The organism is Enterobacter sp. R-1.6.2 (assembly GCF_035064085.1).
GTDB lineage: Bacteria > Pseudomonadota > Gammaproteobacteria > Enterobacterales > Enterobacteriaceae > Enterobacter > Enterobacter asburiae_B.
Map to the genome: position 1 here is coordinate 122,368 of NZ_JASEYI010000001.1, position 21,600 is coordinate 143,967.

General features: G+C 52.9%; 19 protein-coding genes and 1 pseudogene. 10 read left to right on the top strand and 10 right to left on the bottom strand.

What is annotated here, in order from left to right:
• Positions 1-14 precede the first annotated feature (14 nt).
• From QMN93_RS00560 to QMN93_RS00570, 3 genes are all read right to left on the bottom strand, one after another.
• Positions 15-464 (bottom strand): hypothetical protein, encoded by a 450-nt coding sequence (locus QMN93_RS00560; RefSeq protein ID WP_182383642.1) that lies wholly within the window; start codon positions 462-464, stop codon positions 15-17.
• 143 nt (positions 465-607) lie between these two features.
• Positions 608-952, bottom strand: a complete 345-nt coding sequence (locus tag QMN93_RS00565; protein WP_064672627.1) for a DUF1294 domain-containing protein — start codon at positions 950-952, stop codon at positions 608-610.
• A gap of 496 nt (positions 953-1,448) precedes the next feature.
• Entirely contained in the window at positions 1,449-2,972 is a 1,524-nt protein-coding gene (locus tag QMN93_RS00570) for a cyclic diguanylate phosphodiesterase (RefSeq protein ID WP_193139361.1), read from the bottom strand.
• A gap of 680 nt (positions 2,973-3,652) precedes the next feature.
• Here QMN93_RS00570 and QMN93_RS00575 point away from each other — a divergent pair.
• From QMN93_RS00575 to ttcA, 3 genes and pseudogenes are all read left to right on the top strand, one after another.
• Positions 3,653-4,063, top strand: coding sequence for an ASCH domain-containing protein (locus QMN93_RS00575; RefSeq protein ID WP_033145702.1), 411 nt, complete (start codon positions 3,653-3,655; stop codon positions 4,061-4,063).
• Between the two features lie 156 nt (positions 4,064-4,219).
• Positions 4,220-4,291, top strand: a pseudogene (locus tag QMN93_RS00580) (hypothetical protein); the annotation flags it as partial.
• Between the two features lie 35 nt (positions 4,292-4,326).
• Positions 4,327-5,262, top strand: a complete 936-nt coding sequence (gene ttcA / locus QMN93_RS00585) for a tRNA 2-thiocytidine(32) synthetase TtcA (protein WP_033145703.1) — start codon at positions 4,327-4,329, stop codon at positions 5,260-5,262.
• Positions 5,263-5,304: 42 nt separating this feature from the next.
• On the opposite strand, the gene dbpA is transcribed toward ttcA, so the two are convergent.
• The 4 genes from dbpA to QMN93_RS00605 form a co-directional block, all read right to left on the bottom strand.
• The gene (gene dbpA, locus QMN93_RS00590; RefSeq protein ID WP_064672629.1) at positions 5,305-6,678 is read right to left on the bottom strand and encodes an ATP-dependent RNA helicase DbpA; all 1,374 of its coding nucleotides are present in this window, start codon (positions 6,676-6,678) and stop codon (positions 5,305-5,307) included.
• 27 nt (positions 6,679-6,705) lie between these two features.
• A complete protein-coding gene (locus QMN93_RS00595; protein ID WP_305089335.1) occupies positions 6,706-6,879 on the bottom strand; it encodes a hypothetical protein in 174 nt (57 codons plus the stop codon).
• A 282-nt stretch (positions 6,880-7,161) separates the two neighbouring features.
• Positions 7,162-8,145: a zinc transporter ZntB gene (zntB, locus tag QMN93_RS00600; RefSeq protein WP_182383658.1), complete on the bottom strand. Its 984-nt coding sequence runs from the start codon at positions 8,143-8,145 to the stop codon at positions 7,162-7,164.
• 154 nt (positions 8,146-8,299) lie between these two features.
• Positions 8,300-9,442: a methyl-accepting chemotaxis protein gene (locus QMN93_RS00605; protein ID WP_193139363.1), complete on the bottom strand. Its 1,143-nt coding sequence runs from the start codon at positions 9,440-9,442 to the stop codon at positions 8,300-8,302.
• A gap of 456 nt (positions 9,443-9,898) precedes the next feature.
• On the opposite strand from QMN93_RS00605, the gene QMN93_RS00610 reads away from it, so the two are divergent.
• The 4 genes from QMN93_RS00610 (at position 9,899) to QMN93_RS00625 (ending at position 14,349) form a co-directional block, all read left to right on the top strand.
• The gene (locus tag QMN93_RS00610) at positions 9,899-12,028 is read left to right on the top strand and encodes a bifunctional diguanylate cyclase/phosphodiesterase (protein ID WP_193139365.1); all 2,130 of its coding nucleotides are present in this window, start codon (positions 9,899-9,901) and stop codon (positions 12,026-12,028) included.
• Positions 12,029-12,120: 92 nt separating this feature from the next.
• Positions 12,121-13,353, top strand: coding sequence for a sensor domain-containing diguanylate cyclase (locus QMN93_RS00615; protein WP_193139367.1), 1,233 nt, complete (start codon positions 12,121-12,123; stop codon positions 13,351-13,353).
• Between the two features lie 74 nt (positions 13,354-13,427).
• Positions 13,428-13,568: an Ecr family regulatory small membrane protein gene (locus QMN93_RS00620; RefSeq protein ID WP_021240268.1), complete on the top strand. Its 141-nt coding sequence runs from the start codon at positions 13,428-13,430 to the stop codon at positions 13,566-13,568.
• A 217-nt stretch (positions 13,569-13,785) separates the two neighbouring features.
• Positions 13,786-14,349 carry a DJ-1/PfpI family protein gene (locus QMN93_RS00625; RefSeq protein WP_045889288.1) on the top strand — a complete coding sequence of 188 codons (564 nt, stop codon included), beginning with the start codon at positions 13,786-13,788 and terminating at the stop codon, positions 14,347-14,349.
• Between the two features lie 90 nt (positions 14,350-14,439).
• Here QMN93_RS00625 and QMN93_RS00630 read toward each other — a convergent pair whose 3' ends face one another.
• Positions 14,440-16,056 carry an ABC transporter substrate-binding protein gene (locus QMN93_RS00630; protein WP_193139369.1) on the bottom strand — a complete coding sequence of 539 codons (1,617 nt, stop codon included), beginning with the start codon at positions 16,054-16,056 and terminating at the stop codon, positions 14,440-14,442.
• Positions 16,057-16,241: 185 nt separating this feature from the next.
• On the opposite strand from QMN93_RS00630, the gene mpaA reads away from it, so the two are divergent.
• Entirely contained in the window at positions 16,242-16,955 is a 714-nt protein-coding gene (gene mpaA, locus QMN93_RS00635) for a murein tripeptide amidase MpaA (RefSeq protein WP_182383662.1), read from the top strand.
• Here the strand turns inward: mpaA and ycjG are convergent.
• A complete protein-coding gene (gene ycjG, locus QMN93_RS00640; protein ID WP_087822713.1) occupies positions 16,946-17,911 on the bottom strand; it encodes an L-Ala-D/L-Glu epimerase in 966 nt (321 codons plus the stop codon). The two genes, mpaA and ycjG, sit on opposite strands and share 10 nt — an antisense overlap.
• Before the next feature lie 107 nt (positions 17,912-18,018).
• Here ycjG and tpx point away from each other — a divergent pair, with 107 nt between their 5' ends.
• A complete protein-coding gene (gene tpx / locus QMN93_RS00645) occupies positions 18,019-18,525 on the top strand; it encodes a thiol peroxidase (protein WP_023335907.1) in 507 nt (168 codons plus the stop codon).
• A 275-nt stretch (positions 18,526-18,800) separates the two neighbouring features.
• Complete coding sequence (locus tag QMN93_RS00650; protein ID WP_064672635.1) at positions 18,801-20,009, top strand: aldose 1-epimerase family protein; 1,209 nt, start codon at positions 18,801-18,803, stop codon at positions 20,007-20,009.
• Positions 20,010-20,045: 36 nt separating this feature from the next.
• Here QMN93_RS00650 and tyrR read toward each other — a convergent pair whose 3' ends face one another.
• The gene (tyrR, locus tag QMN93_RS00655) at positions 20,046-21,587 is read right to left on the bottom strand and encodes a transcriptional regulator TyrR (RefSeq protein WP_023312028.1); all 1,542 of its coding nucleotides are present in this window, start codon (positions 21,585-21,587) and stop codon (positions 20,046-20,048) included.
• Positions 21,588-21,600: the final 13 nt, after the last annotated feature.

Here is a 21,600-nt window from a genome sequence, read left to right on the forward strand (position 1 = left end):
CAGGCATTTCATAGTTAGAATCTCGGCGCCAGTCCATATTTTGGCGTTTTGATGTTTGCAGCCCAAATCTTGATATCGTTTTGCAGGAGGATCGTGAAATCGGATTTTAAATGCGTCACCATGCTATTGACGCTGTCCGCATCAACCACTGAAAAATGTTCAATTCTGTTTTGTCCTACCTGAACACAATAATATTTGGCGGGCAGTACTTTACCATTCACATTTAGCGGCAGTTTTTTCTCACCGCAACGGCCTTCAGTAATATAGGACACCAGTAAATTAGCGGATTTTCTTCCTGGCTGGGAGACACTCACCATGACCGGGAAACCTTCCGAGGTCTGTGTCATATCATAAAGAACCGCATTTTTTATATACCAGGTATTATATTCCCGCTCCTGAAAAGCAGACCAGGAAGGCGCAGAAAAGAGCACCAGCACTGCCAGAATAAGAGATTCTATTTTCATGGGATGTTGTCGTCCGTGTTGTTGCACGTATTATTCAGATTGTGCAAAAAACAGCAACCACTTAAGAATAGTCCTACTACTATTGGCAGTGACGGAGGAGTAAATTAAAGATATGCCTTACCGTCAGCAGTCCCTGCCAACGCTCATAAAAGAGAATAAGAAGAAAAATGATAAACGGCCGCCATCATGGCGATGCTGACGACGACGCTGATGAAAAAGTAGCTTTTGAAGGGCTGCTTTTGGGTTTTATGGCGAAAGAGTTGTTGGCCGACAATGGCGCCAGGCCAGCCACCTGTCACGCCAAATACCAGCAATGTCGCTTCCGGAACCCTGCGCATCCCCTTCCGCGCCGCCATTTTATCGGCGCCATACATGAACAACGTCATCACGTTGATCGCCAGAAACCACATGACCAGAGAATGGGTAGCAAGAAGGCTGCCGATCGCAGCGATAATCAGGAGTAAATAACAAAAGCGATTAAGGGTCATAGCACGAGCCACGGGGTGTTTAGCAGTTTTGGATGACGCATTATACGTTAACTGACGAAAATCTCAGAGTGAGACGGCTATTCTAAAATGCAAACTGCGCCCCGGGCCTTTACTGGTTAACATTTAAACTGCGGTAATAAGTAAGCATTATTTCATTATGCGTTGACCGCTAGCATTTTTTTCTTAAAAAATTAACCTGAAACATCTTACGTCGAAAACACAGCGTAAGCGCATTGTTTTAACAAAACAATAATCATTGCATCCATCAATCTAAAGAGGGCGCGACAATATTGATTAAAGTCAAATTAAACGTTAGCCAGCTAATATTCAAAGTCATCCATTCGTTTAAGAACACCCAAAACAATGTTGAAAACAATTAATTTGACCATCCGGTCAATGCATAACAAAATATTACCGAGGTTAAAGCAATAATGGTCTGCATTTTGGGGGGATGATGTCCCCCCTTTTTATTTTCTCAGAAACAACCGAATAAACATTATTCCACCCTGACCTTAACTTTTGGCTTCGACAAGAGAACTTTGACCAGTTCCTTGAAAGGAAGAGGTTTGTAAAAGAAAAAACCCTGTAAAAACCGGATATGATTGCGAGCGAGGTAATCGAGCTGCTCTTCTGTTTCAACGCCTTCCGCCACGATGCTAATTGAGAGTTTTTTGGCCAACTCCAGTACCGAATCAAGGATTAGCGTTGAGTCCTCATTCGCGTTAACCCTGGCAACAAAGCTCTGGTCGATTTTAATGTAGTCAATATGCAGATCCTGCAGATAGGACAGACCGGAATAACCCGTACCAAAGTCATCCAGCGCAATGGCAAATCCGTTGTTATGTAGCTCATTCAATGTATTAACAAGATGTTCATCAATGTCGAGCGGTTCACGCTCCGTCACTTCAACGACGAGGTTAAGATCCTGTTGAGTAAAGCTGCGCTTATAGTGGAGACACTCTTCAACAAAGGTGGACACAACGATATGAGAAGCGCTGAAGTTAATCCCTACGTGAAACCCTTCCGGCAGCAATGTCGCAATAGCATTCATGTGTATTGCAACCTGCCTCATTAAGCTCTGAGTCAAAGGAATAATTAAACCGGATTTCTCCGCAAGAGGAATGAAGGACGCGGGGGAAATAAATCCTGATTGAGGATGCTTCCATCTGGCCAGCACCTCCACACCCCGTAAGGTTCCCTCTTTGCCGCTCACAACGGGTTGGTAATACGGAATAATTTCATTTTTGTAAATGGCGATGCGCAGCGACTCTTCGGGTGAAACATCCTTAGAAATATAGCGTTGAAGAATATAAGCAGAGAGAGACGATATTATCAGCAGGAATAACACCACGCCTCCGGCTCGATTGAATAATCTCTTAAGGCTAAAAAGAGGTGGAGAGGTGAATTGTACCGAGAAAGGATAAGTAGAGGCTTTTACCGTTAATACCTCTTTATTCGTAGGGTCTGCCGTCGTCACATCGCCTGTCAGACCTAAAAGCGTATTGCCTACTCTCAGGGAATATTCAACGCCATTTAATGGCATATCCAGTGCATCACGGATATGGCTATCGCTGATGCTAACGATGATTCGGCTTCCGGCATGAATTGTCTGATATAAGAGAACCGGAAGACCGTTGACGGTACTGGCCGAAGGGACGAGGAGCAATGATGACTCAGGCAGCACTGAGCTGTTGACCAACAATACGCGGTTTCCCGGTAACGAGGAGCACCAGACCGCATCATTTTTCAGAATAACGATCGTTCTCAGGTGAGGCTGTAATGCCGCCTCGGTGCCCAGCCGATATTGCCCTTCAGCATCACACTCATTCTCGGCAAGTTGCATTGCCATCTCAGTCGCATGACGAGCTTCTTTAAGAATAACATTCATGTTCCGCACGACGTAATGCGCCTCTGCCAGGCTATCGGCCCGTGCAGAATACCAAACCTGTAAATTAATGATAAAAACGCCTAGCAAAAACATTGTCGTGGCTGCAGCTACGGGGATAGATGCATGGCGCATTTAGGGTTCTCGATTTAAGTGAAGTAGCCGCTTCAACGATGCTGAAGTGATTGAATTGTCATCGTCTTAAGCATGGTTGATAACGTAATAAATACCATGACGGGCATCAGAAAAGTTCTCGTAAACCAGGTTCAGGGGAAACAAAAGGCCGCCGAACGGCAGCCCGGGTGGATAAGTGTCTATTAATATCGCTTTATTGTATTGATCGGGGTTCTTTCTGACCAGTCTGGCCGCTCGCCGGCCATGATGGCACGCTGTTGCGTTGGCGTCACAGACTGAGTTATTTCAGGCATTGACTTGTATTCGGGTTGTTTAGGTGGACTGAGAACCAGATCGGAGCTACAGCCTGACAGCAGGAAAATGGCCAGTATAGATGAACTAAGCTTGAACACGTTAAACCCTTCCAATGGGATAAAATTTTAAGAAAAAGCGTGGTGCTGGTTGCATCCAGGTGACTCGTTACTGATATTCAAAGCCACGCGCCTGGCTGCAGACAGCAGATTCACCACACAGATAACCTCGTAAGGATATATTTACCAGGGCAATACGCGCAACGCTTTGTTTTCCTTCCCACCTGAACTAAAAATGCAAGGAAAGGCGACTATGCTTCTACAGTCGAGGGGGTTTATGCTAAAACCGCTATTCCGATTCTTTTGGTTAAGAGTTAAGAAGGGATTTGAATGGTTCAGGTTGAAGAATTAAAAATGAAGTACCCAGGCGCAGTGGCCTGGCAAATGGGTGACGGCCCGGAAATGGCGAGCGTGCTTGCGGACCTTATTAAAAAAGGAATCAAAACGGCCACCTGCGGATCTTTTGCCTCGTACGCGCAGGATGTGTCTGCTCCGCGGATGGGGAGCTACAACATAATTCTTGATGGCCAGAATGTCCCGGTCTGTGTGATCCGGCTGGTTTCAATGCGGCTGGTGCGTTTTTGCGATGTAAATGAAGAATTCGCTCGCAAAGAGGGTGAAGGCGATTTAAGCCTTGAATACTGGCAGAAAGAGCATCAGCGATTTTTCTTCCGCGAAGGCCATTTTTCTGAAGATATGGAACTGATCGCGGAAGAATTTGATTTGGTTGAGGTGCTGTAAGCTGAGATAAAAGTGATACTTATCCCAGCGAGCCTGCACCCTTCTGATGCCCTCCCAGGTTTGTCAGGCTTTTTAAAGCTACCCTTGTCGATATAACGCATCACCCCGGCATCACTAGCCATTACCCTTAAGCCTGCATGATGTGAATCATTATAGGGCTCCAGATTTAACGCAGCTGTAAAACGTGCTGGTATTCGCCGCCGGAATCCGTACCATACGCGGCATACAATGTTTGCCCCTGCTGGCTCCGAAGGTAGTACTAAATGCAACAGAATCAAGAGATTAACAAAAAAGAGCAATACAACCTGAATAAACTGCAAAAGCGACTGCGCCGTAACGTGGGCGAAGCCATTGCAGACTTCAACATGATTGAAGAAGGTGACCGCATCATGGTTTGCCTGTCAGGGGGTAAAGACAGCTATACCATGCTGGAGATCCTGCGTAATCTTCAGCAAAGCGCACCGGTGAAATTTTCCCTGGTGGCGGTCAACCTTGACCAGAAACAGCCGGGCTTCCCGGAGCACATTCTGCCGGAATACCTCGAGAAGCTGGGCGTTGAGTACAAAATCGTCGAAGAAAACACCTACGGCATTGTGAAAGAGAAAATCCCTGAGGGGAAAACCACCTGCTCACTCTGCTCTCGCCTGCGCCGCGGCATTTTGTATCGTACCGCGACGGAGCTGGGCGCGACCAAAATTGCGCTGGGCCATCACCGCGACGATATCCTGCAAACGCTGTTCCTCAATATGTTCTACGGCGGCAAGATGAAAGGCATGCCGCCTAAGCTGATGAGCGATGACGGCAAGCACATTGTGATCCGCCCTCTCGCCTACTGCCGCGAAAAAGACATTGAGCGTTTTTCTCAGGCTAAAGGTTTCCCGATCATTCCATGTAACCTGTGCGGCTCTCAGCCGAACCTGCAGCGTCAGGTAATTGGCGACATGCTGCGCGACTGGGATAAGCGTTATCCAGGGCGTATCGAAACCATGTTCAGCGCGATGCAAAACGTTGTCCCTTCCCATCTCGCGGATGTGGAGCTGTTCGACTTTAAAGGCATCAACCACGAGTCAGAAGTCGTGAACGGCGGAGACCTGGCGTTTGATCGGGAAGATATTCCCATGCAGCCAGCGGGCTGGCAGCCGGAAGAAGATGACAATCAGTTTGAAGAGCTGCGTCTCAACGTGCTTGAAGTGAAGTAAGCGATTAGCGTCTCAGAAACACCTTCTGAGACGCTTCATTCTTTATTTCAGCAGACGTACGCGACAGGTTTTACCCTTAATTTTCCCGTTTTGCAGCTGCTTCCATGCCTTATTGGCTACCGCCTGGCGAACCGCTACGTAGACATGCGCCGGATGGACCGCAATCTTGCCGATATCCGCCCCGTCCAGACCCACATCCCCGGTCAGCGCCCCTAATACGTCACCTGGACGCATCTTGGCTTTTTTACCGCCATCAATGCACAGCGTCGCCATTTCAGCCTCCAGCGGCACCAGGCTGACGCCAGCAGGGGCATTCATCCAGTTCAGCTTAATCTGCAGCATCTCAGAGAGAATGTTGGCGCGCTGCGCCTCTTCCGGCGCGCAGAAGCTGATCGCCAGACCGCTGTTTCCCGCGCGCGCGGTACGGCCAATACGGTGCACGTGCACTTCAGGATCCCACGCCAGCTCAAAGTTCACCACCAGCTCCAGGGATTTAATATCCAGACCGCGCGCAGCGACGTCGGTTGCGACAAGAACGCGGGCGCTGCCGTTAGCGAAGCGGACCAGCGTCTGATCGCGATCGCGCTGTTCCAGATCGCCATGCAGAGACAATGCGCTCTGGCCGGCGGCATTCAGTGCGTCACAGACCGACTGACAGTCTTTTTTGGTATTACAGAACACCACGCAGGACGCAGGCTGATGCTGGCTCAGCAGTTTCTGCAGGAGCGAAATTTTCCCCTGCTGCGAGGTTTCAAAGAACTGCTGCTCGATAGCGGGCAGCGCATCTACGCTGTCGATTTCAATGGTGAGCGGATTTTTCTGCACGCGCCCGCTGATGGCGGCGATGGCCTCCGGCCAGGTCGCGGAGAACAGCAGCGTCTGACGATCGGCCGAGGCGAAACGGATCACCTCGTCAATCGCATCGCTGAAGCCCATATCCAGCATCCTGTCTGCCTCGTCCATCACCAGCGTTTGTAACGCATCCAGCGAGACGGTGCCTTTTTGCAGGTGATCCAGCAGGCGGCCGGGCGTTGCGACAATAATGTGCGGCGCATGCTGAAGTGAATCACGCTGCGCGCCGAACGGCTGTCCGCCACAGAGGGTTAAAATCTTGGTGTTTGGCAGGAAACGCGCCAGGCGACGCAGTTCACCCGCGACCTGGTCTGCCAGTTCGCGGGTCGGGCACAGCACCAGAGACTGGGTCTGAAAAAGCGCCGCATCGATATGCTGCAACAGGCCAAGGCCAAATGCCGCCGTTTTCCCGCTGCCCGTTTTCGCCTGCACGCGCACGTCACGGCCCTCAAGGATGGCGGGCAACGCGGCCGCCTGAACAGGCGTCATCGTGAGGTAACCCAACTCGTTGAGGTTATCGAGTTGGGCGGCGGGCAGAACATTCAGGGTAGAAAAAGCGGTCACAGTAGTCTCTCGTGGTCATCTTTGCGGTCAGATGGCGCGTATCCTCGCAGATCTCGCGGTTCGATGCGACAATTTAATCGGTTCTTGATCTGGCGGCGGGTCGGGCATCGGCTGCGGACGCGGGATGGGATCGGGCATTGGCACCGGATCGGTGGGGACGGGATCGGATTGACGCGATTGTTGCAGTAGCAGAGCGTTCAGGATGCTCATCATTCCCTCCAGAATTTGCTGTCGTCCCTTTTAGGGTAGACGCTGGGAATCAGGAGGCAAAAAAAAGCCGACTATGAAGTCGGCGTCGTACGAATCAATTGTGCTATGCAGTAATTCAAAAAAGGAAGTAAGACAATATGGAGCGCAACGCCCATCGCTTGACGTTGCATTCACCTGCGGGAGTAATATTGCACCTTACGGGGTAGATGTTTATTGACTTCGCTCAATTAAAAGAGCGTTTTGATCCCGTTGAAAGCTGGAAAAAGCGTAAATTTACAGCCATTTACTACGATGCAACCACCATGCAACACCACCAATCAAAACAACTAACATCACGCAAAACGCGGTAAAGCCGTAGCGATAAGCGCCACCCGGAATTCCACCCAGATTCACGCCAAACAGCCCGGTAAGAAACGTGCTGGGTAAAAACACCATCGCCATCAGGGACATCGTATAGGTTCTTCTCGACAGCGACTCCTGCATCACCTGCGCGATTTCGTCCGCCATCACCGCCGTTCTGGCAATACAGGAATCAATCTCGTCCAGCCCGCGCCCCAGCCTGTCGGCAATATCCTGCATTCTGCGTCGCTGATCGTCATTCATCCAGGCGAGCCTTTCGCTGGCAAGACGCGCATACACGTCGCGCTGCGGCGTCATGTAGCGGCGCATCACAATCAACTGCTTACGCAATAAGGCCAGAAAACCGCGCGGCGGGATCTGCTGATCGAGCAGGTTATCTTCCAGGTCGATGATTTTGTCGTGCAGCTCTTCAATAAATTCACTCGCATGATCGGTAAGGGCGTCGCAGACGTCCACCAGCCAGCTGCCGCAGTCGACCGGCCCGGTGCCCTCTTTCAGATCGTTGACGATGTCATCCAGCGCCAGAACTTTTCGCTGGCGGGTCGACACAATGAGCCCGTCGTCCATGTATACACGCATCGCAACCAGCTGATCCGGGCGTTCATCCGTGCTGCCGTTAATGCAGCGCAGGGTGATCAGCGTCCCGTCCCCCATTCGGCTCACGCGGGGCCGCAGGCTTTCACCCGCCAGCGCATCGCGCACGTTATTGGGCAAGAGCGGCGTCGAGGCCAGCCAGTCAGCGCTGTCCGGGTGGGTGTAGTTCAGATGTAGCCAGCAGGGATGCGCACTATCGATCGCATCATTATCTTCCAGCGGTCGCGCACCGCCGCGACCATCCAGCACCCACGCAAAAACTGCGTCTGGAACGTTAAGTTCAGATCCTTTAATGCTTTCCACAGCGCCTCCACCTTTTTAGCTCTTCGGTGTCAGTCTAGCTTTCATCAGGTGTTAAGCAACAACTATGTATCCCATCGCGCTGAAATCGCTCAGGAATTGTACATACCAGGCGGAGGCATGAAAAAAGCCTGGCATGCCAGGCTTTGAGGTGCTGTCAGAGAGAGTGCTCTGGCCGCTGGAGGAAGGATGGCGAACCGCTAGGTGATGAGGATAAGGATGACTGATCGAGCCTGAAATTACGCGTCCGGGTCTGCAGCTCAATCACCTGATTACGCAGTACATCAGACGAACCGTTGAGTTCCTCTGCCATTGCCACGTTACTTTGTGTGACCCGCTCCAGCTCCGATAGCGCCAGGGTAATCTGAGAAATGCCTTTCTCCTGCTCTGACGTTGACGCGGAAATGTCGTCCATTAAGCGGCTGACATTTCCCGAGCCGGTCACGATTTCATGCATGTTTTTCTCTGCCTGTGACACAACGCTGGCTCCCTGCGTGACGTTACTGCTGGTGATTTCAATCAGCGTTTTGATATTCTTCGCGGCCTCCGCGCTGCGGTGTGCCAGGTTTCTTACCTCTTCCGCGACGACAGAAAAACCCTTGCCATGATCGCCCGCCCTTGCCGCCTCCACGGCCGCGTTGAGCGCCAGGATATTTGTCTGGAACGCAATGCCGTCAATGAGCGAAATAATCTCCGTCATCTGCTGCGCGCATTCGGTAATGGACTGCATATTGCTGGCGACCTGCCCCATCAGCTCGCCGCCCTTGCGCGCCTGTAACGTCGCCACATTTGCCTGCTCGCTCGCCAGGCGGGTGTTATCGGCATTGTTTTTGGTGCTCGCGGCCATTTGCTCCATGCTGGCTGCGGTTTGCACCAAAGACGCAGACTGCTGTTCGGTTTTCACCGAAAGCTGAGCGCTACGTGCCGAGAGTTGATCCGATAAGGTCATGGCGGTTTGCGATGATGCCCTGATCTCACGCACCAGCGTCGCAATATTGCCGGAAAGACTATTGATCCCGGGGATGAGTCTGCCCGCGCAGTTATTGCCAAATTCAGGGATAGATACGCCAAGGTTACCTGCGGTCACCTCCTCAATACTTCTCTTCACCGTATTGATCGGCGTCACAAGATACTTCGTCATATAGACCCAGAGCAAAAATAGCGCAACGAAATTGATGACATTAAGCGAAATAAAGAGAGACGTATTGCTGGAAAATAGAACAACGACACCTGCACTTACCAAAAAAAGAGAGAAAAGGAACCCGATAATAAAGGTCCTTACACTAATATTTTTTAGCATGATAATACCCACGTTTTATATTTTGGTCGGCACTTAGACTTATAGCATTGGCCCGGAAGTTTTTCATCGCAAACAACGCTTGTTTTTTGTTTCGCCGTTAGCATCCTGAGATTTATGTTAAGTCAGATAAAAAAAGCGTATTAGTGAAAATGTTCTGCTCAGCATGCTGTGATACTGGTCTCCAGCCATGTTAAGCGATAGTATCGCCCGCGGTGAGACGACACGATCGCCCTCATATTTAAGGAGCTTTGCTACTGTTATTCGTTCTTGTTTAGCAATGCTTAATATATTAACGAGAGAATATATTTTATATTCTTAATAAGTTTTAGAGTATTAATATGACTGGTCATTTTTCACGATAAATAACTAATATGGTTTGAATGCGCATGTTCGTTGCCCGATAAAGATGTATCCGGCAGGCGAAATCGGTAACCCTCTCAGGCGTGGGATTGCATAATGCTCAATATATCGTGGGACCCTGTGTTAATCGCTATCTCTTATCTGGTGGCGTTTATCGCCTCCTTTGTGGCGCTGGACAGCGCCGGAAAGATCCCCCTCTCCAGCCGAAAGGCTGCCCTGTTCTGGCGCATTGCCGGTGGGGTCACGCTGGGCATTGGCATTTGGTCGATGCACTTTATCGGCATGCTGTCGATGCAAATGCCCATGATGATGAGCTACGACCTCTGGTTAACCCTTGCGTCACTGGGCGTCGCGGTGGTTGCATCGGCCACGGCACTTAATATTGCCGTCGCGGGCAAAAAACTTTCTCCCTTTCGACTGATCTTTGCCACGGCGATCCTGAGCGCTGGCGTGGTGTCGATGCACTACATCGGTATGGCGGCCCTGATGCTGGATGGCAGCATCATCTGGGATCGCCGCCTCGTGGGGTTGTCCGTGGTTATTGCGGTTGTTGCCTCCGGCACGGCGCTGTGGCTGGCTTTCCGACTGCGGGATAAACACAAAGGCGTCTTTATCAATCGCATTCTCGCGGCCTTCATCATGGGTGCCGCCATTTGTGCGATGCACTATACCGGCATGAGTGCCGCGCGGTTTCAGGAAATGGCGCATACCCTCCCGGGCGGGATCGGCGAGCTGGGGTTATCCATCTGGGTGTCGGTCACCACGCTCTGCCTGCTCGGCGTGATGTTAATCATTTCGCTGATCGATTCCCACCGGCGCACCAGCCGGCTGACGGATAATCTGCATCAGCTCAACCGCCAGCTTGAGCTACAGGCGCGTTTTGACGCGCTCACCGGGCTCGCAAACCGCCACCAGATGGATCTCCGCATGCAGGATTGTCTGCGCAGCGCGCTGCTGAGCAAAAAGCCATTTGCGGTTATTTTCCTGAACGTCGATCACTTCAAACGCGTTAACGATACGTGGGGTCACAGCGTCGGTGATGAGCTATTGATCACGGTCGCGCAGCGCATCACGGCCCGGCTCACGCGCGAGATGACCCTGGCAAGGCTGGGAGGCGACGCCTTTATCCTGCTGGTGCCGGAATGTGACGACGACAGGCTCAACGCGCTGGTCACCGCGCTGCTTGAAGATGTGCGACGCCCTCTGTCCGTCTGCGGACATACGTTAAGCACAACGATCAGCGCGGGCGTAAGCCTCTATCCTCAGGATGGCGAAACACTGCACGAGCTAAAGCTCAAGGCGGATGCAGCCCTACATCGCGTCAAGGAAGAGGGCCGCAACGGCTGGGCGATTTACCGGGCCGAGATGTCAACGGCGATCCCGGCAAAACCCGGTTTCCTGCAGGAGCTTTCTCAGGCGCTTGAGCGCGATCAGTTTGAGCTGTGGTACCAGCCAACCTGGGATGCGGGAGAGAAAACCATTCACGGTTTTGAAGCCCTTCTGCGCTGGCGACATCCTGAGCAAGGGGTTGTACTACCTAATCTGTTTATCCCCTCTCTGGAGCAAACGGGCTTAATTATTCCGGTAGGTAACTGGGCCATTGAAGCGGCATGCCGACAGCTTCATTTCTGGACTGAGCAAGGCTTCAGCCAGTGGACGCTGTCTCTCAACCTATCCCCCATCCAGTTTGAACAGCCGGATATTTTCCAGATCGTCTCGTCGATGCTGGAAAAATATAGCTTGTCTCCGTCCCGGCTGATCCTGGAGGTAACGGAAAGCACCGCGCTTAAAAATCTCGACCGCAGCATTGAGTTGCTCAATGCGTTTAATCACGCGGGGATCGTTGTCTCGATTGATGATTTTGGGACGGGCTATTCCAACCTTTTGATGCTGAGCGTGCTGCCAGCAAAAGAGCTCAAGATCGACAGAAGCTTTGTCACGTCGATGCTGGAAAATGAAAAAAGCTACAAGCTGGTTGAAACCATTATCAGTATCGCCCGGACCATGGAGATGAATGTGGTGGCAGAAGGGATCGAGACGGAAGAACAGCAGGCGGTTCTCACCCGACTCGGCTGCGATTACCTGCAGGGATATCTGTTCTCTCGCCCCTTACCTGCCGAACAGGTACCGTGGCTACTGCTGCAGATAAACTCAGACAAACAGATTATACCCATTAATAAAATTCAAACGGACCCCGCATTTATTTCTCAAAAAAATCATGCCTGACGGGGTTAAGTGGAGTATGTTTCAAGGGAGTACACGCGAGTCAATTCTGTCATGATTGTCAGGCACATGTTATCGATGAACAGGAAACGCCTATGTCGCAACCTTGTTTTGATGCGTTGAATGTAATTAAAACACCCGTGTGGCTCGTTTCACCCGTGTCGGAAAAGATCATTTTTGCAAATGTGGCCGCAACGCAGATCATGGGGGATAAAACGCTCGATGACCTGCGCAAAGGGATCTACTCTGCCAGTGCGCAAACCGTCCTGTCGATGTATGTATCTGAACTGAAAACAGAGCAGGAGATCGTCGAAATCTGGACAACAAGCCGGGATGGACAGGATACGCCGTTAAGCTGTCGTCTCTCGCTTGCCCACTACGCGCCCTGGGGCGATGTGATTGTTTTCGAGGGCATCTCCCAACAAATACTCTCAGGATTGAAGGCCAGCCGTTCCGCTACCTACCGGCGGAAAAAACAGGGTTTTTATGCGCGCTTTTTTCTGACCAACAGCGCCCCGATGCTGTTAATCGATCCGGCCCGCGACGGCCAAATCGTCGATGCGAATCTGGCCGCTCTCAATTTTTATGGTTATTCACATGATGACATGTGCAGTAAGCATACCTGGGAAATCAATACGCTGGGGCGAGATGTGATGCCCATTATGACTGCAATTGCCGCGCTGCCCGGTGGTCACAAGCCGCTCAATTTTGTTCACCGCCTTGCCGATGGATCCACCCGCCACGTTCAGACGTATGCCGGGCCCATTGAGATCTACGGTGACAAGCTGATGCTGTGCATCATCCACGACATCACCGAGCAAAAAAGGCTGGAGCAGGAGCTGGAACATGCGGCGTTACGTGACTCCATGACGGGGTTACTCAACCGGCGCCAGTTCTACGCAATTACCGATCAAAGCAATCTGAATAAACTTCCCGCGCAGCAGCAATTTAGCCTGCTGCTGGTGGATACCGACCATTTCAAAAACATTAATGACCTGTTCGGCCATCTGAAAGGCGATGAGGTGCTTATCGCCCTTTCCCGGACGCTGGAAGCCTGTAGTCGGGAGGGCGATATGGTGTTCCGCTGGGGTGGTGAGGAGTTCGTTATCCTGCTGCCGCGCACCTCTCTCGACACCGCGATGCAGATTGCCGAGTCAGTCCGTGCAGCCGTTGCCCGCATTACGATTCCAGGCTTGCCGCGGTTTACCGTCAGCATCGGCGTAGCGCGGCACAATCAGGGTGAAAGTATTGACGAGCTGTTTAAGCGTGTGGACGATGCGCTGTATCGCGCTAAAAATGACGGACGCAATAAAGTCCTTGCGGCATGAAACTGGAGTATCCGGAAAAGCCCCGCTACAATGCCCACCTCGAATCAATTAGCTTCAGGTGGGTAAAAGCCGCAATGGGAAAAACAGAAATAATACTCACCTTAATTATTTTACTCCTTATTATATTTGGCTTCTGGTTTATTTTTAGCGGTGAGATCTGGTATCTCGTCGAGTTTCTGGAAAATAGCCTTTATCCGACCTTCGACGCACCGTAACGCACGTTTAATCGCTTGTTTCACCTACCGAATATGTCAGGTATCTGCTTCCCTTACAGCCGCGTAAAATACGCCGCGTTATCCTCCAACAACGTTGATAACGAATCACTTATTCATTTGCTTATGTTGCCCGTGCTCTGACGGGCTTTTTTATTTCCGGCAATTCAGTCACGCCAGGCTATATCTTAATCATCTTTATTGATAGAGGTGAGGAAAGATGAGCAAGAAGATCCTGATGCTGGTTGGCGATTACGCCGAAGATTACGAAACCATGGTGCCTTTTCAGGCGTTGCAGATGATTGGTCATCAGGTGGACGCGGTCTGCCCCGACAAACCGAAGGGCGATTACATCATGACGGCAATCCATGACTTTGACGGCGCCCAGACCTACAGCGAAAAGCCCGGTCACCGCTTTACCCTCAACGCCGATTTTTCAACCGTAAAGGAGCAGGACTACGACGCGCTGCTCATCCCCGGCGGGAGAGCGCCCGAGTATCTGCGGTTAAATGAGGACGTCTTAAAGCTGGTACAGGCATTTGACGCCGCGCGTAAGCCGATTGCCGCAGTGTGCCACGGCCCGCAGCTGCTTGCTGCCGCGGGGATTCTGAAAGGACGAACCTGTAGCGCCTACCCGGCCTGTGCGCCTGAAGTCCGTCTCAGCGGCGGACACTACGCCGCTATCGGCATCGATCAGGCCCATGTAGACGGTAACCTGGTGACGGCTCCCGCATGGCCCGCGCATCCGCAGTGGCTGGCGAAGTTTAATGCGCTGTTAGAATAACAGAGACCCGGCATCGGGCCACGCATAGCGAATGAAGCGGTACCGCGTTTTGCAGACCTGGCGCGAGAATGCGCCAGGCCTCATAAAACATCAGTGCTTCTCGATATACATGGTCCGGCTATACGCCACGTCTTCCGGGTTATTGATGGGGTAGCCTTTCACCCAGGGCTTAATCAGGCGACCATTGGTGTACTGGTAAATGGGCGCGATGGGCGCTTTCTCCAGGAGGATTTTCTCCGCCATGTTGTAGTCGGTTTTACGCGCTTTCGCCGTGGTTTCCAGCGTCGCCTGGTGGATAATTTTATCGTAGGCCGGGTCGTTGAAACGCGAGATATTGCCGCTGTGGGTGGAGGTCAGCAGGGACAGGAAGGTCGACGGCTCATTGTAATCGCCTACCCATGACGCGCGGATCACATCAAAATTGCCGGTATTACGGCTGTCGATATAGGTTTTCCACTCCTGGTTTTGCAGTTTGACGTCCACACCGAGATTTTTCTTCCACATGGACGCCACCGCAATGGCGATTTTCTGATGGTTTTCCGAGGTGTTGTACAGCAGGGTCAACTTCAGCGGACGCTGCGGGCCGTAACCTGCGGCCTGGAGCAAAGTTTTCGCCTGAGCGTTCAGCTCCTGCTGGGACATCTGCTCGAACGGTGAAGGCTCAGGGGTGAAGCCCGCCGTCACGTCAGGGGTGAAATGCCAGGCCGGCTTCTCGCCTGTACCTAATACCTTTTCCGCCATAATGCGGCGATCGATAGTCATGCTCAGCGCAAGACGCACCCGGGCATCGGCCGTCGGGCCCTTTTGCGTGTTAAATGCGTAGTAATAGGTCCCAAGCTGAGGCGGCGTATACACCTGTCCCGGAATGTCCTTCAGGAGCTTCTGATACATGTTTTTCGGGAACGATTCGGTGATATCAATATCCCCCGCCAGATAGCGCTTAGTGGCGGACGATTCCTGATTAATCGGAATGAAGGTCACTTTTTGCAGGACAGTTTTCGCGTTGTCCCAGTAGTGCGTATTCGGCACGACAACCAGTTTTTCATTCACCACGCGGTCGTTCAGGACGTACGCGCCGTTACCCACCAGAGCGCCCGGACGCGTCCACTCTTTCCCGCTTTCAACGTTCGCTTTTTGCACCGGATAGAAGGCGAAGTTTGCCGTCAGGTTGCTAAACCACGGGAGCGGTTTGTCCAGCTGGACGCGTAAGGTTCTGGCATCCACCGCCGTCACGCCCAGGGTATCTGGCGCCGCTTTGCCATCGATAATGGCCTGCGCGTTATTGATGCCCGCCAGCGCCGCAAACCAGGCAAACGGAGACGTGGTTTTCGGGTCAACCAGACGCTGCCAGCTGTAGACAAAATCCTGCGCGGTGACGGGCGTACCGTCAGACCATTTCGCGTTATCGCGCAGGGTGAACGTCCAGATACGGTTATCGTTGCTCTGCCAGCGCGTCGCCACGCCGGGGGTCAGCTCCCCTTTCTCGTTCTGATTCACCAGCCCTTCGAAAAGATCGCGAATTACCTGAATCTCGGGTAATCCCACCGCTTTTGCCGGATCGAGCGAAGCCGGCTCGTCTTTAATATGCCTGACCAGCTCCTGTTTTTGCGCCAGTACCGTGCCCTGGGGCACATTAGCAGCGTACGAGAGTGTAGAGAGTCCGCACAGGTACAGTGCAGCGCAGAGACGCGAAACAGGATGCTTCATAAGATCCCCTTTGATGAATTCAGGTAACAAGCAGATGCGTAATTATTTGTTTCGAAACAGAGAAATGCAAATACCTTACGCCTGAATAGTGATTTAAGGCAATTCTCAAGCGTTACGGAAACTATTTGATTCACAGCGGGTTTTGCACAACACTGCCAGTAGAGACTTCTTTATCAGGATTTCGTATGGCAATCACCCGACCACGAGCGGAGCGCGGGGCCTTTCCGCCGGGCGCTGAGCAATATGGCCGCTCATTTTTAGGCGCATCGCTGATCTGGTTCCCGGCGCCCGATGCCGATCGCAGCAGCGGTTTGATCATTGCCGGCACGCACGGAGACGAGAACTCGTCCATCGTCACGCTTTCCTGCGCGCTGCGGACGCTGACGCCTTCATTGCGCCGTCACCACGTGATTCTTGCCGTCAATCCGGACGGCTGTCAGCTTGGATTACGGGCTAATGCGAGGGGCGTTGACCTGAACCGTAATTTCCCGGCGGCAAACTGGCGCGCCGGAGAAACGGTTTATCGCTGGAACAGCTCCGCCGAGGAGCGGGACGTGGTGCTGCTGACGGGAGACAAGCCTGGCTCGGAGCCGGAAACGCAGGCGCTGTGCCAGCTTATCCATAAGATCCACCCCGCCTGGGTTGTCTCCTTCCACGATCCGCTGGCCTGCATTGAAGATCCGCGTCACTCCGGCCTGGGCGCGTGGCTGGCGCAGGCTTTCGCCCTGCCGCTCGTCACCAGCGTCGGCTATGAAACACCCGGATCCTTCGGTAGCTGGTGCGCCGATTTGAGCCTGCCCTGCATCACCGCTGAATTTCCGCCAATTTCCTCCGACGAAGCCAGCGAAAAATACTTAAACGCGATGATGGAGCTACTGCGCTGGCAGCCTCAAAGATGAAGCACGCCGCTGGTAAAATTAAGCGCCGGTGAAACGTCAACCGCCAGCCACGTCGGGCCATCCAGATCGGCGAAACGGACCTGATTGACCAGCGGTAGCGCAGCGCCGATCGCCCGGGATGTGCAGAGCATGCATCCCAGCATCAGGGAAAAGCCCTGCGCCTGCGCTTCCGCCGCCAGGGCCAGCGCTTCTGTCAGCCCGCCGGTCTTGTCGAGCTTGATATTGACCATCTCATAGCTGCCCTTAAGCGCGCTCAAATTCTCGCGGGTATGACAGCTTTCATCCGCACAGACGGGCAGCGGATGGATAAAATTCTTCAGCGCCGCATCATCCTTCGCTGGCAGAGGCTGTTCCAGCATCGCCACGCCCAGGTCAGCCAGCAGCTGGCATCGGGCGGCAAGCCCCTCGGGATGCCACGACTCGTTGGCGTCAACAATCAGCGTGGCCGAGGGAACCGCCGAGCGAATGGCGACCATCCGCTCGCTGATCAGGCGATCGTCGAGCTTCACTTTTAACAGCGTGGCCCCTGCGTCATAGAGCGCTTTTGCGCTGGCAGCCATCTGCTCCGGCTCACCAATCACGACCGTTTGCGCCGTCACGACGGACTCCGGCAGCGCCACCCCCAGCAAGGACGTCAGCGATTGTTGCTGCCTGGCGGCCTCAAGGCTCCAGAGCGCACAGTCGATGGCGTTGCGCGCAGCCCCGGCGGGTAAACGCTGCTGTAACGCCTCGCGCGTGAGCCCTTTTTGCAGGTCAGGCACCAGGGTCATGATATGCGCCATCACCGACGCAGGACTTTCTCCATAGCGCGGGTAAGGCGTACATTCCCCGACACCTTTAACCCCCTCTTCTTCGATTTCAACCACGACCACGCTGGCTTCACTTCGACTGCCGCGGGAGATCACAAACGGGGTATGCAATGGCCAGGCTTCTTCATAGACCTTAACGCTTCTCATCACTGACTCCTTGCGGCCCGGAAAGGCGAAAAATTTGGTTTGCCGTGTTATCCGCTGATGGCATACACTAGCCCCGACGTTAACTATATGTAAACAGGAAGATATCTATGTCACAACTCGTTCATTTCCAGGGCAACCCGGTTGCTGTTGCAGGTTCCATTCCGCAGGCTGGCAGCAAAGCGCAGGCTTTTACTCTGGTGGCTAAAGATCTGTCTGACGTCACACTGGCTCAGTTTGCGGGTAAACGCAAAGTACTGAACATTTTCCCAAGCATTGATACCGGCGTTTGTGCCGCGTCCGTGCGTAAATTCAACCAGCTGGCGACTGAAATGGACAACACCGTTGTGCTGTGCATTTCCGCTGACCTGCCGTTTGCCCAGTCCCGTTTCTGCGGTGCTGAAGGCCTGAGCAACGTTATCACCCTCTCCACCCTGCGCAGCGCAGATTTCCTCGAGAAATACGGCGTCAGCATCGCGGAAGGCCCACTGAAAGGTCTGGCAGCACGTGCCGTACTGGTTCTGGATGAAAACGACACCGTTGTCTTCAGCGAACTGGTTAACGAAATCACCACCGAGCCGGACTACACTGCCGCGCTGGACGTGCTGAAAGCATAATAAGTACTTAGCATTCTATACAACTTATTCTCAACCTCGCCGCGGCGGGGTTTTTTATTATAATAAAGCTGAATCGTTAAAGCATAAATGCTCACAAATCACATTAGTCATGCAATAAAAACGTCGACGCGTAACATTAACGTGATCAATAACGCATAATAATCGTTAAAATTCTCTATTTTCGACCGCAGTGAAGCACATCACATTTCCCTTTTTGCCTAAACATTAGATTTGCTTACGAAAGAAAATAATCGTTTCAGCAAAAAGGATAAAATATGAAAATTAAATTCGCTTTTACGCTCCTTGCGGTACTGATTTCTGGCCATGCAGCGGCCAAAACCTGGGTGCTGACAAGCGCTGAAAGCAGCGTAGAGAAAGGAAACTGGAAGATTTCCAGTGATGAGCTGAAAGTTAAAGACCAAACGTTCAGCATTGAGCAAAAAGTCTTACACGGTGGTAAACAGGAAGGCAGCAAAGTCATCATTATTAGCAGCAAAGATGGCCTCACCATCACCCTGAGCCCGACCCGCGGGATGAACCTTCTGCATGTAGAAGGCTTTGGCACCCGACTGGGGTGGAATTCGCCCGTTAAAGAGGTCGTTAATCCTGCATATATCAATCTTGAGAGCCGCAACGGTCTCGGCTGGCTGGATGGTTTCAACGAGATGATGGTGCGCTGTGGCTATGAGTGGACAGGACACCCGGTTACCGCTGACGGGCAAATTTACACCCTGCACGGCAGGGCCGGTAATACCCCCGTTTCGCAGGTCGAGGTTGAAATCGCCGATGCCGCCCCGCATGAAATCCGCGTTCGGGGTTTGATCAAAGAGAGCACGTTTAAAAAATCGGATCTGCAAACCATGACCGAACTGCGCTACGTTCCCGGAACTAACCAGTTCAGCCTGCACGATGTTCTGACCAACCATGCGGATTACCCTCACGATTACCAAATCATCTATCACAGCAACTTCGGCACGCCGATCCTCGAAGAAGGCGCCCGTTTCCTTGCGCCGGCGGCGAGCGTGAGCCCGTTCAATGACTACGCCAAAGCGGGGGTTAACAACTGGCAAACCTATGCCGGGCCGACAAAAGGCTTTGATGAGATGGTCTTTAACATTAAACCGCTCGCGGACAATAACCACGAAACGCTTGCGGCGGTGGTCAATAAAGCCGGAGATAAAGGCGCGTCAATCCAGTTTGATACCCGCCAGCTGCCCGTGCTGACCTTATGGAAGAACACCGACACGCTGAAGCAGGGCTACGTCACGGGCATTGAGCCAGGCACCAGCTACGCCTACCCCGTTACGATTGAACGCGAGCAGAAGCGGGTTAAGCAGCTGCAGCCCGGTGCCAGCGCGCAGTTTGACCTGACCTATACCCTGCTGCACAGCCCGCAGCAGGTGAAAGAGGTCGAAAACAGGATTGCATCGATTCAGGGAGAGACAAAAACAGAAATCGTTAACACGCCGATGGCGAAGGAATAAACGCAAAGTAAAAAGCCTCTTTACAGAGGCTTTTTGTTATTCGTCGCCTTTCTTATGATTCAAACCGTACTCACGCAGCTTGTTCGCGATCGCGGTATGCGAGACGCCAAGGCGTTTTGCCAGCTTGCGGGTGCTGGGATAGCTGCGGTACAGCTGCGTCAGCACTGAACGCTCAAAACGGCTGGTGATATCGTCCAGCGAACCTTCCATCGCCTCTTCGCCAACCGATACCGTCCCCGCGTCGTAATCAGGCAACAGAATATCCTGCGGACGCAGTTCATAGCCTTCCAGCTGGGTCAGCGCACGATAAACGGCGTTTTTAAGCTGACGAATGTTGCCCGGCCAGCCGTAGCGCATGAGCACCGTGCCGAGATCGGCAGACAGCTTCGGACGCGGCACTCCCTGCTCGTCGGCAAAGCGGGCGACGAACAGCTCCGTGAGCGGCATGATGTCCTGCGGGCAATCGCGCAGCGGGGGAATATTCAGCGTCAGGACGTTGAGGCGGTAATAGAGATCTTCGCGGAAGATCCCCTTTTGCACCAGTTCCACCAGGTTTTTCTGGGTGGCGCAAATGACGCGCACGTCCACATGCACTTCGTGATCCTCACCGACGCGGCGGAAGGTTCCGTCGTTCAGGAAACGCAGCAGCTTAGCCTGCATGCGCGGCGACATTTCGCCGATTTCGTCCAGCAGCACGGAGCCACCGTTAGCCTGCTCGAAGAACCCCTTCTTGCCTTCCGGCGCGTGGCCAAACAGCTCGCTTTCAACGGCGTCTTCCGGAATAGAGGCGCAGTTAAGTGCCAGATAAGGCTTAGCCGCACGCGGGCTCGCCAGATGCACGGCGTGAGCCAGCAGGTCTTTCCCGGTGCCGGTATCCCCGGTAATCAGCAGCGGCGCGGTCAGGCTTGCGAGCTTGCGCGCCTGGTCAACCACATGACGCATTTTCGGGCTGACGGCAATAATCTGGCTGAACGCGCCGACATCCTGACTGGAGAGGTTTTGCAGCTGGCGCCCCATGCGTAACGTTGAGCGCAGCATAATCACCGCCCCGGTCAACACGCGGGTATTCCCTTCCCCTTTCAGATAGACCGGCGTGATCTCCATCAGGAAATTTTGCCCGTTAATCACCACATGCTCGCTAAGCGTGTTCTGCGGATTGCTGTCCAGCCAGCGCTGGAAGTTAAAGCCGGGGATCAGCTGCGCGGCGTTATGATTGCTGAGCTTCTCCTGGCTCTGCGCGAAAAGCTGGCAGCTCGCGTGGTTAACGCGCTCAACTTTGCTTTTCAAATCCAGGGAGAGGAACGGCTCAGGCATCGCTTCCAGCAGCGCGCTCAGCGCCAGATGCTCACGCTCAGAGGGCATCCAGGGAATGGTGCGTACATCCGTAACGCCAGCGATACGGCGGATTTCCGCCATCAGGCTGCTGAAGGTATTAAATTCAATTTCGGCAAAATTGAGGTAAATTCGCCCGACAGGATCGATCTCAATGCCACGTAAATCAATGCTACGTAAAACAAGAAGATCGAGTAACTCGCGGGTCAGACCGAGACGGTCTTCACAGAAGACTTCAAGACGCATGGGAAATTCACCG

Coding starts and splice junctions, on each gene's coding strand:
- QMN93_RS00575 (WP_033145702.1), top strand. CDS start 3,653: ATGGTTCAGGTTGAAGAATTAAAAATGAAGTACCCAGGCGCAGTGGCC.
- QMN93_RS00650 (WP_064672635.1), top strand. CDS start 18,801: ATGAAAATTAAATTCGCTTTTACGCTCCTTGCGGTACTGATTTCTGGC.
- QMN93_RS00610 (WP_193139365.1), top strand. CDS start 9,899: ATGCTCAATATATCGTGGGACCCTGTGTTAATCGCTATCTCTTATCTG.
- ycjG (WP_087822713.1), bottom strand. CDS start 17,911: ATGAGAAGCGTTAAGGTCTATGAAGAAGCCTGGCCATTGCATACCCCG.
- QMN93_RS00565 (WP_064672627.1), bottom strand. CDS start 952: ATGACCCTTAATCGCTTTTGTTATTTACTCCTGATTATCGCTGCGATC.
- QMN93_RS00560 (WP_182383642.1), bottom strand. CDS start 464: ATGAAAATAGAATCTCTTATTCTGGCAGTGCTGGTGCTCTTTTCTGCG.
- tyrR (WP_023312028.1), bottom strand. CDS start 21,587: ATGCGTCTTGAAGTCTTCTGTGAAGACCGTCTCGGTCTGACCCGCGAG.
- QMN93_RS00620 (WP_021240268.1), top strand. CDS start 13,428: ATGGGAAAAACAGAAATAATACTCACCTTAATTATTTTACTCCTTATT.
- QMN93_RS00615 (WP_193139367.1), top strand. CDS start 12,121: ATGTCGCAACCTTGTTTTGATGCGTTGAATGTAATTAAAACACCCGTG.
- QMN93_RS00605 (WP_193139363.1), bottom strand. CDS start 9,442: ATGCTAAAAAATATTAGTGTAAGGACCTTTATTATCGGGTTCCTTTTC.
- mpaA (WP_182383662.1), top strand. CDS start 16,242: ATGGCAATCACCCGACCACGAGCGGAGCGCGGGGCCTTTCCGCCGGGC.
- QMN93_RS00630 (WP_193139369.1), bottom strand. CDS start 16,056: ATGAAGCATCCTGTTTCGCGTCTCTGCGCTGCACTGTACCTGTGCGGA.
- ttcA (WP_033145703.1), top strand. CDS start 4,327: ATGCAACAGAATCAAGAGATTAACAAAAAAGAGCAATACAACCTGAAT.
- tpx (WP_023335907.1), top strand. CDS start 18,019: ATGTCACAACTCGTTCATTTCCAGGGCAACCCGGTTGCTGTTGCAGGT.
- QMN93_RS00625 (WP_045889288.1), top strand. CDS start 13,786: ATGAGCAAGAAGATCCTGATGCTGGTTGGCGATTACGCCGAAGATTAC.
- QMN93_RS00570 (WP_193139361.1), bottom strand. CDS start 2,972: ATGCGCCATGCATCTATCCCCGTAGCTGCAGCCACGACAATGTTTTTG.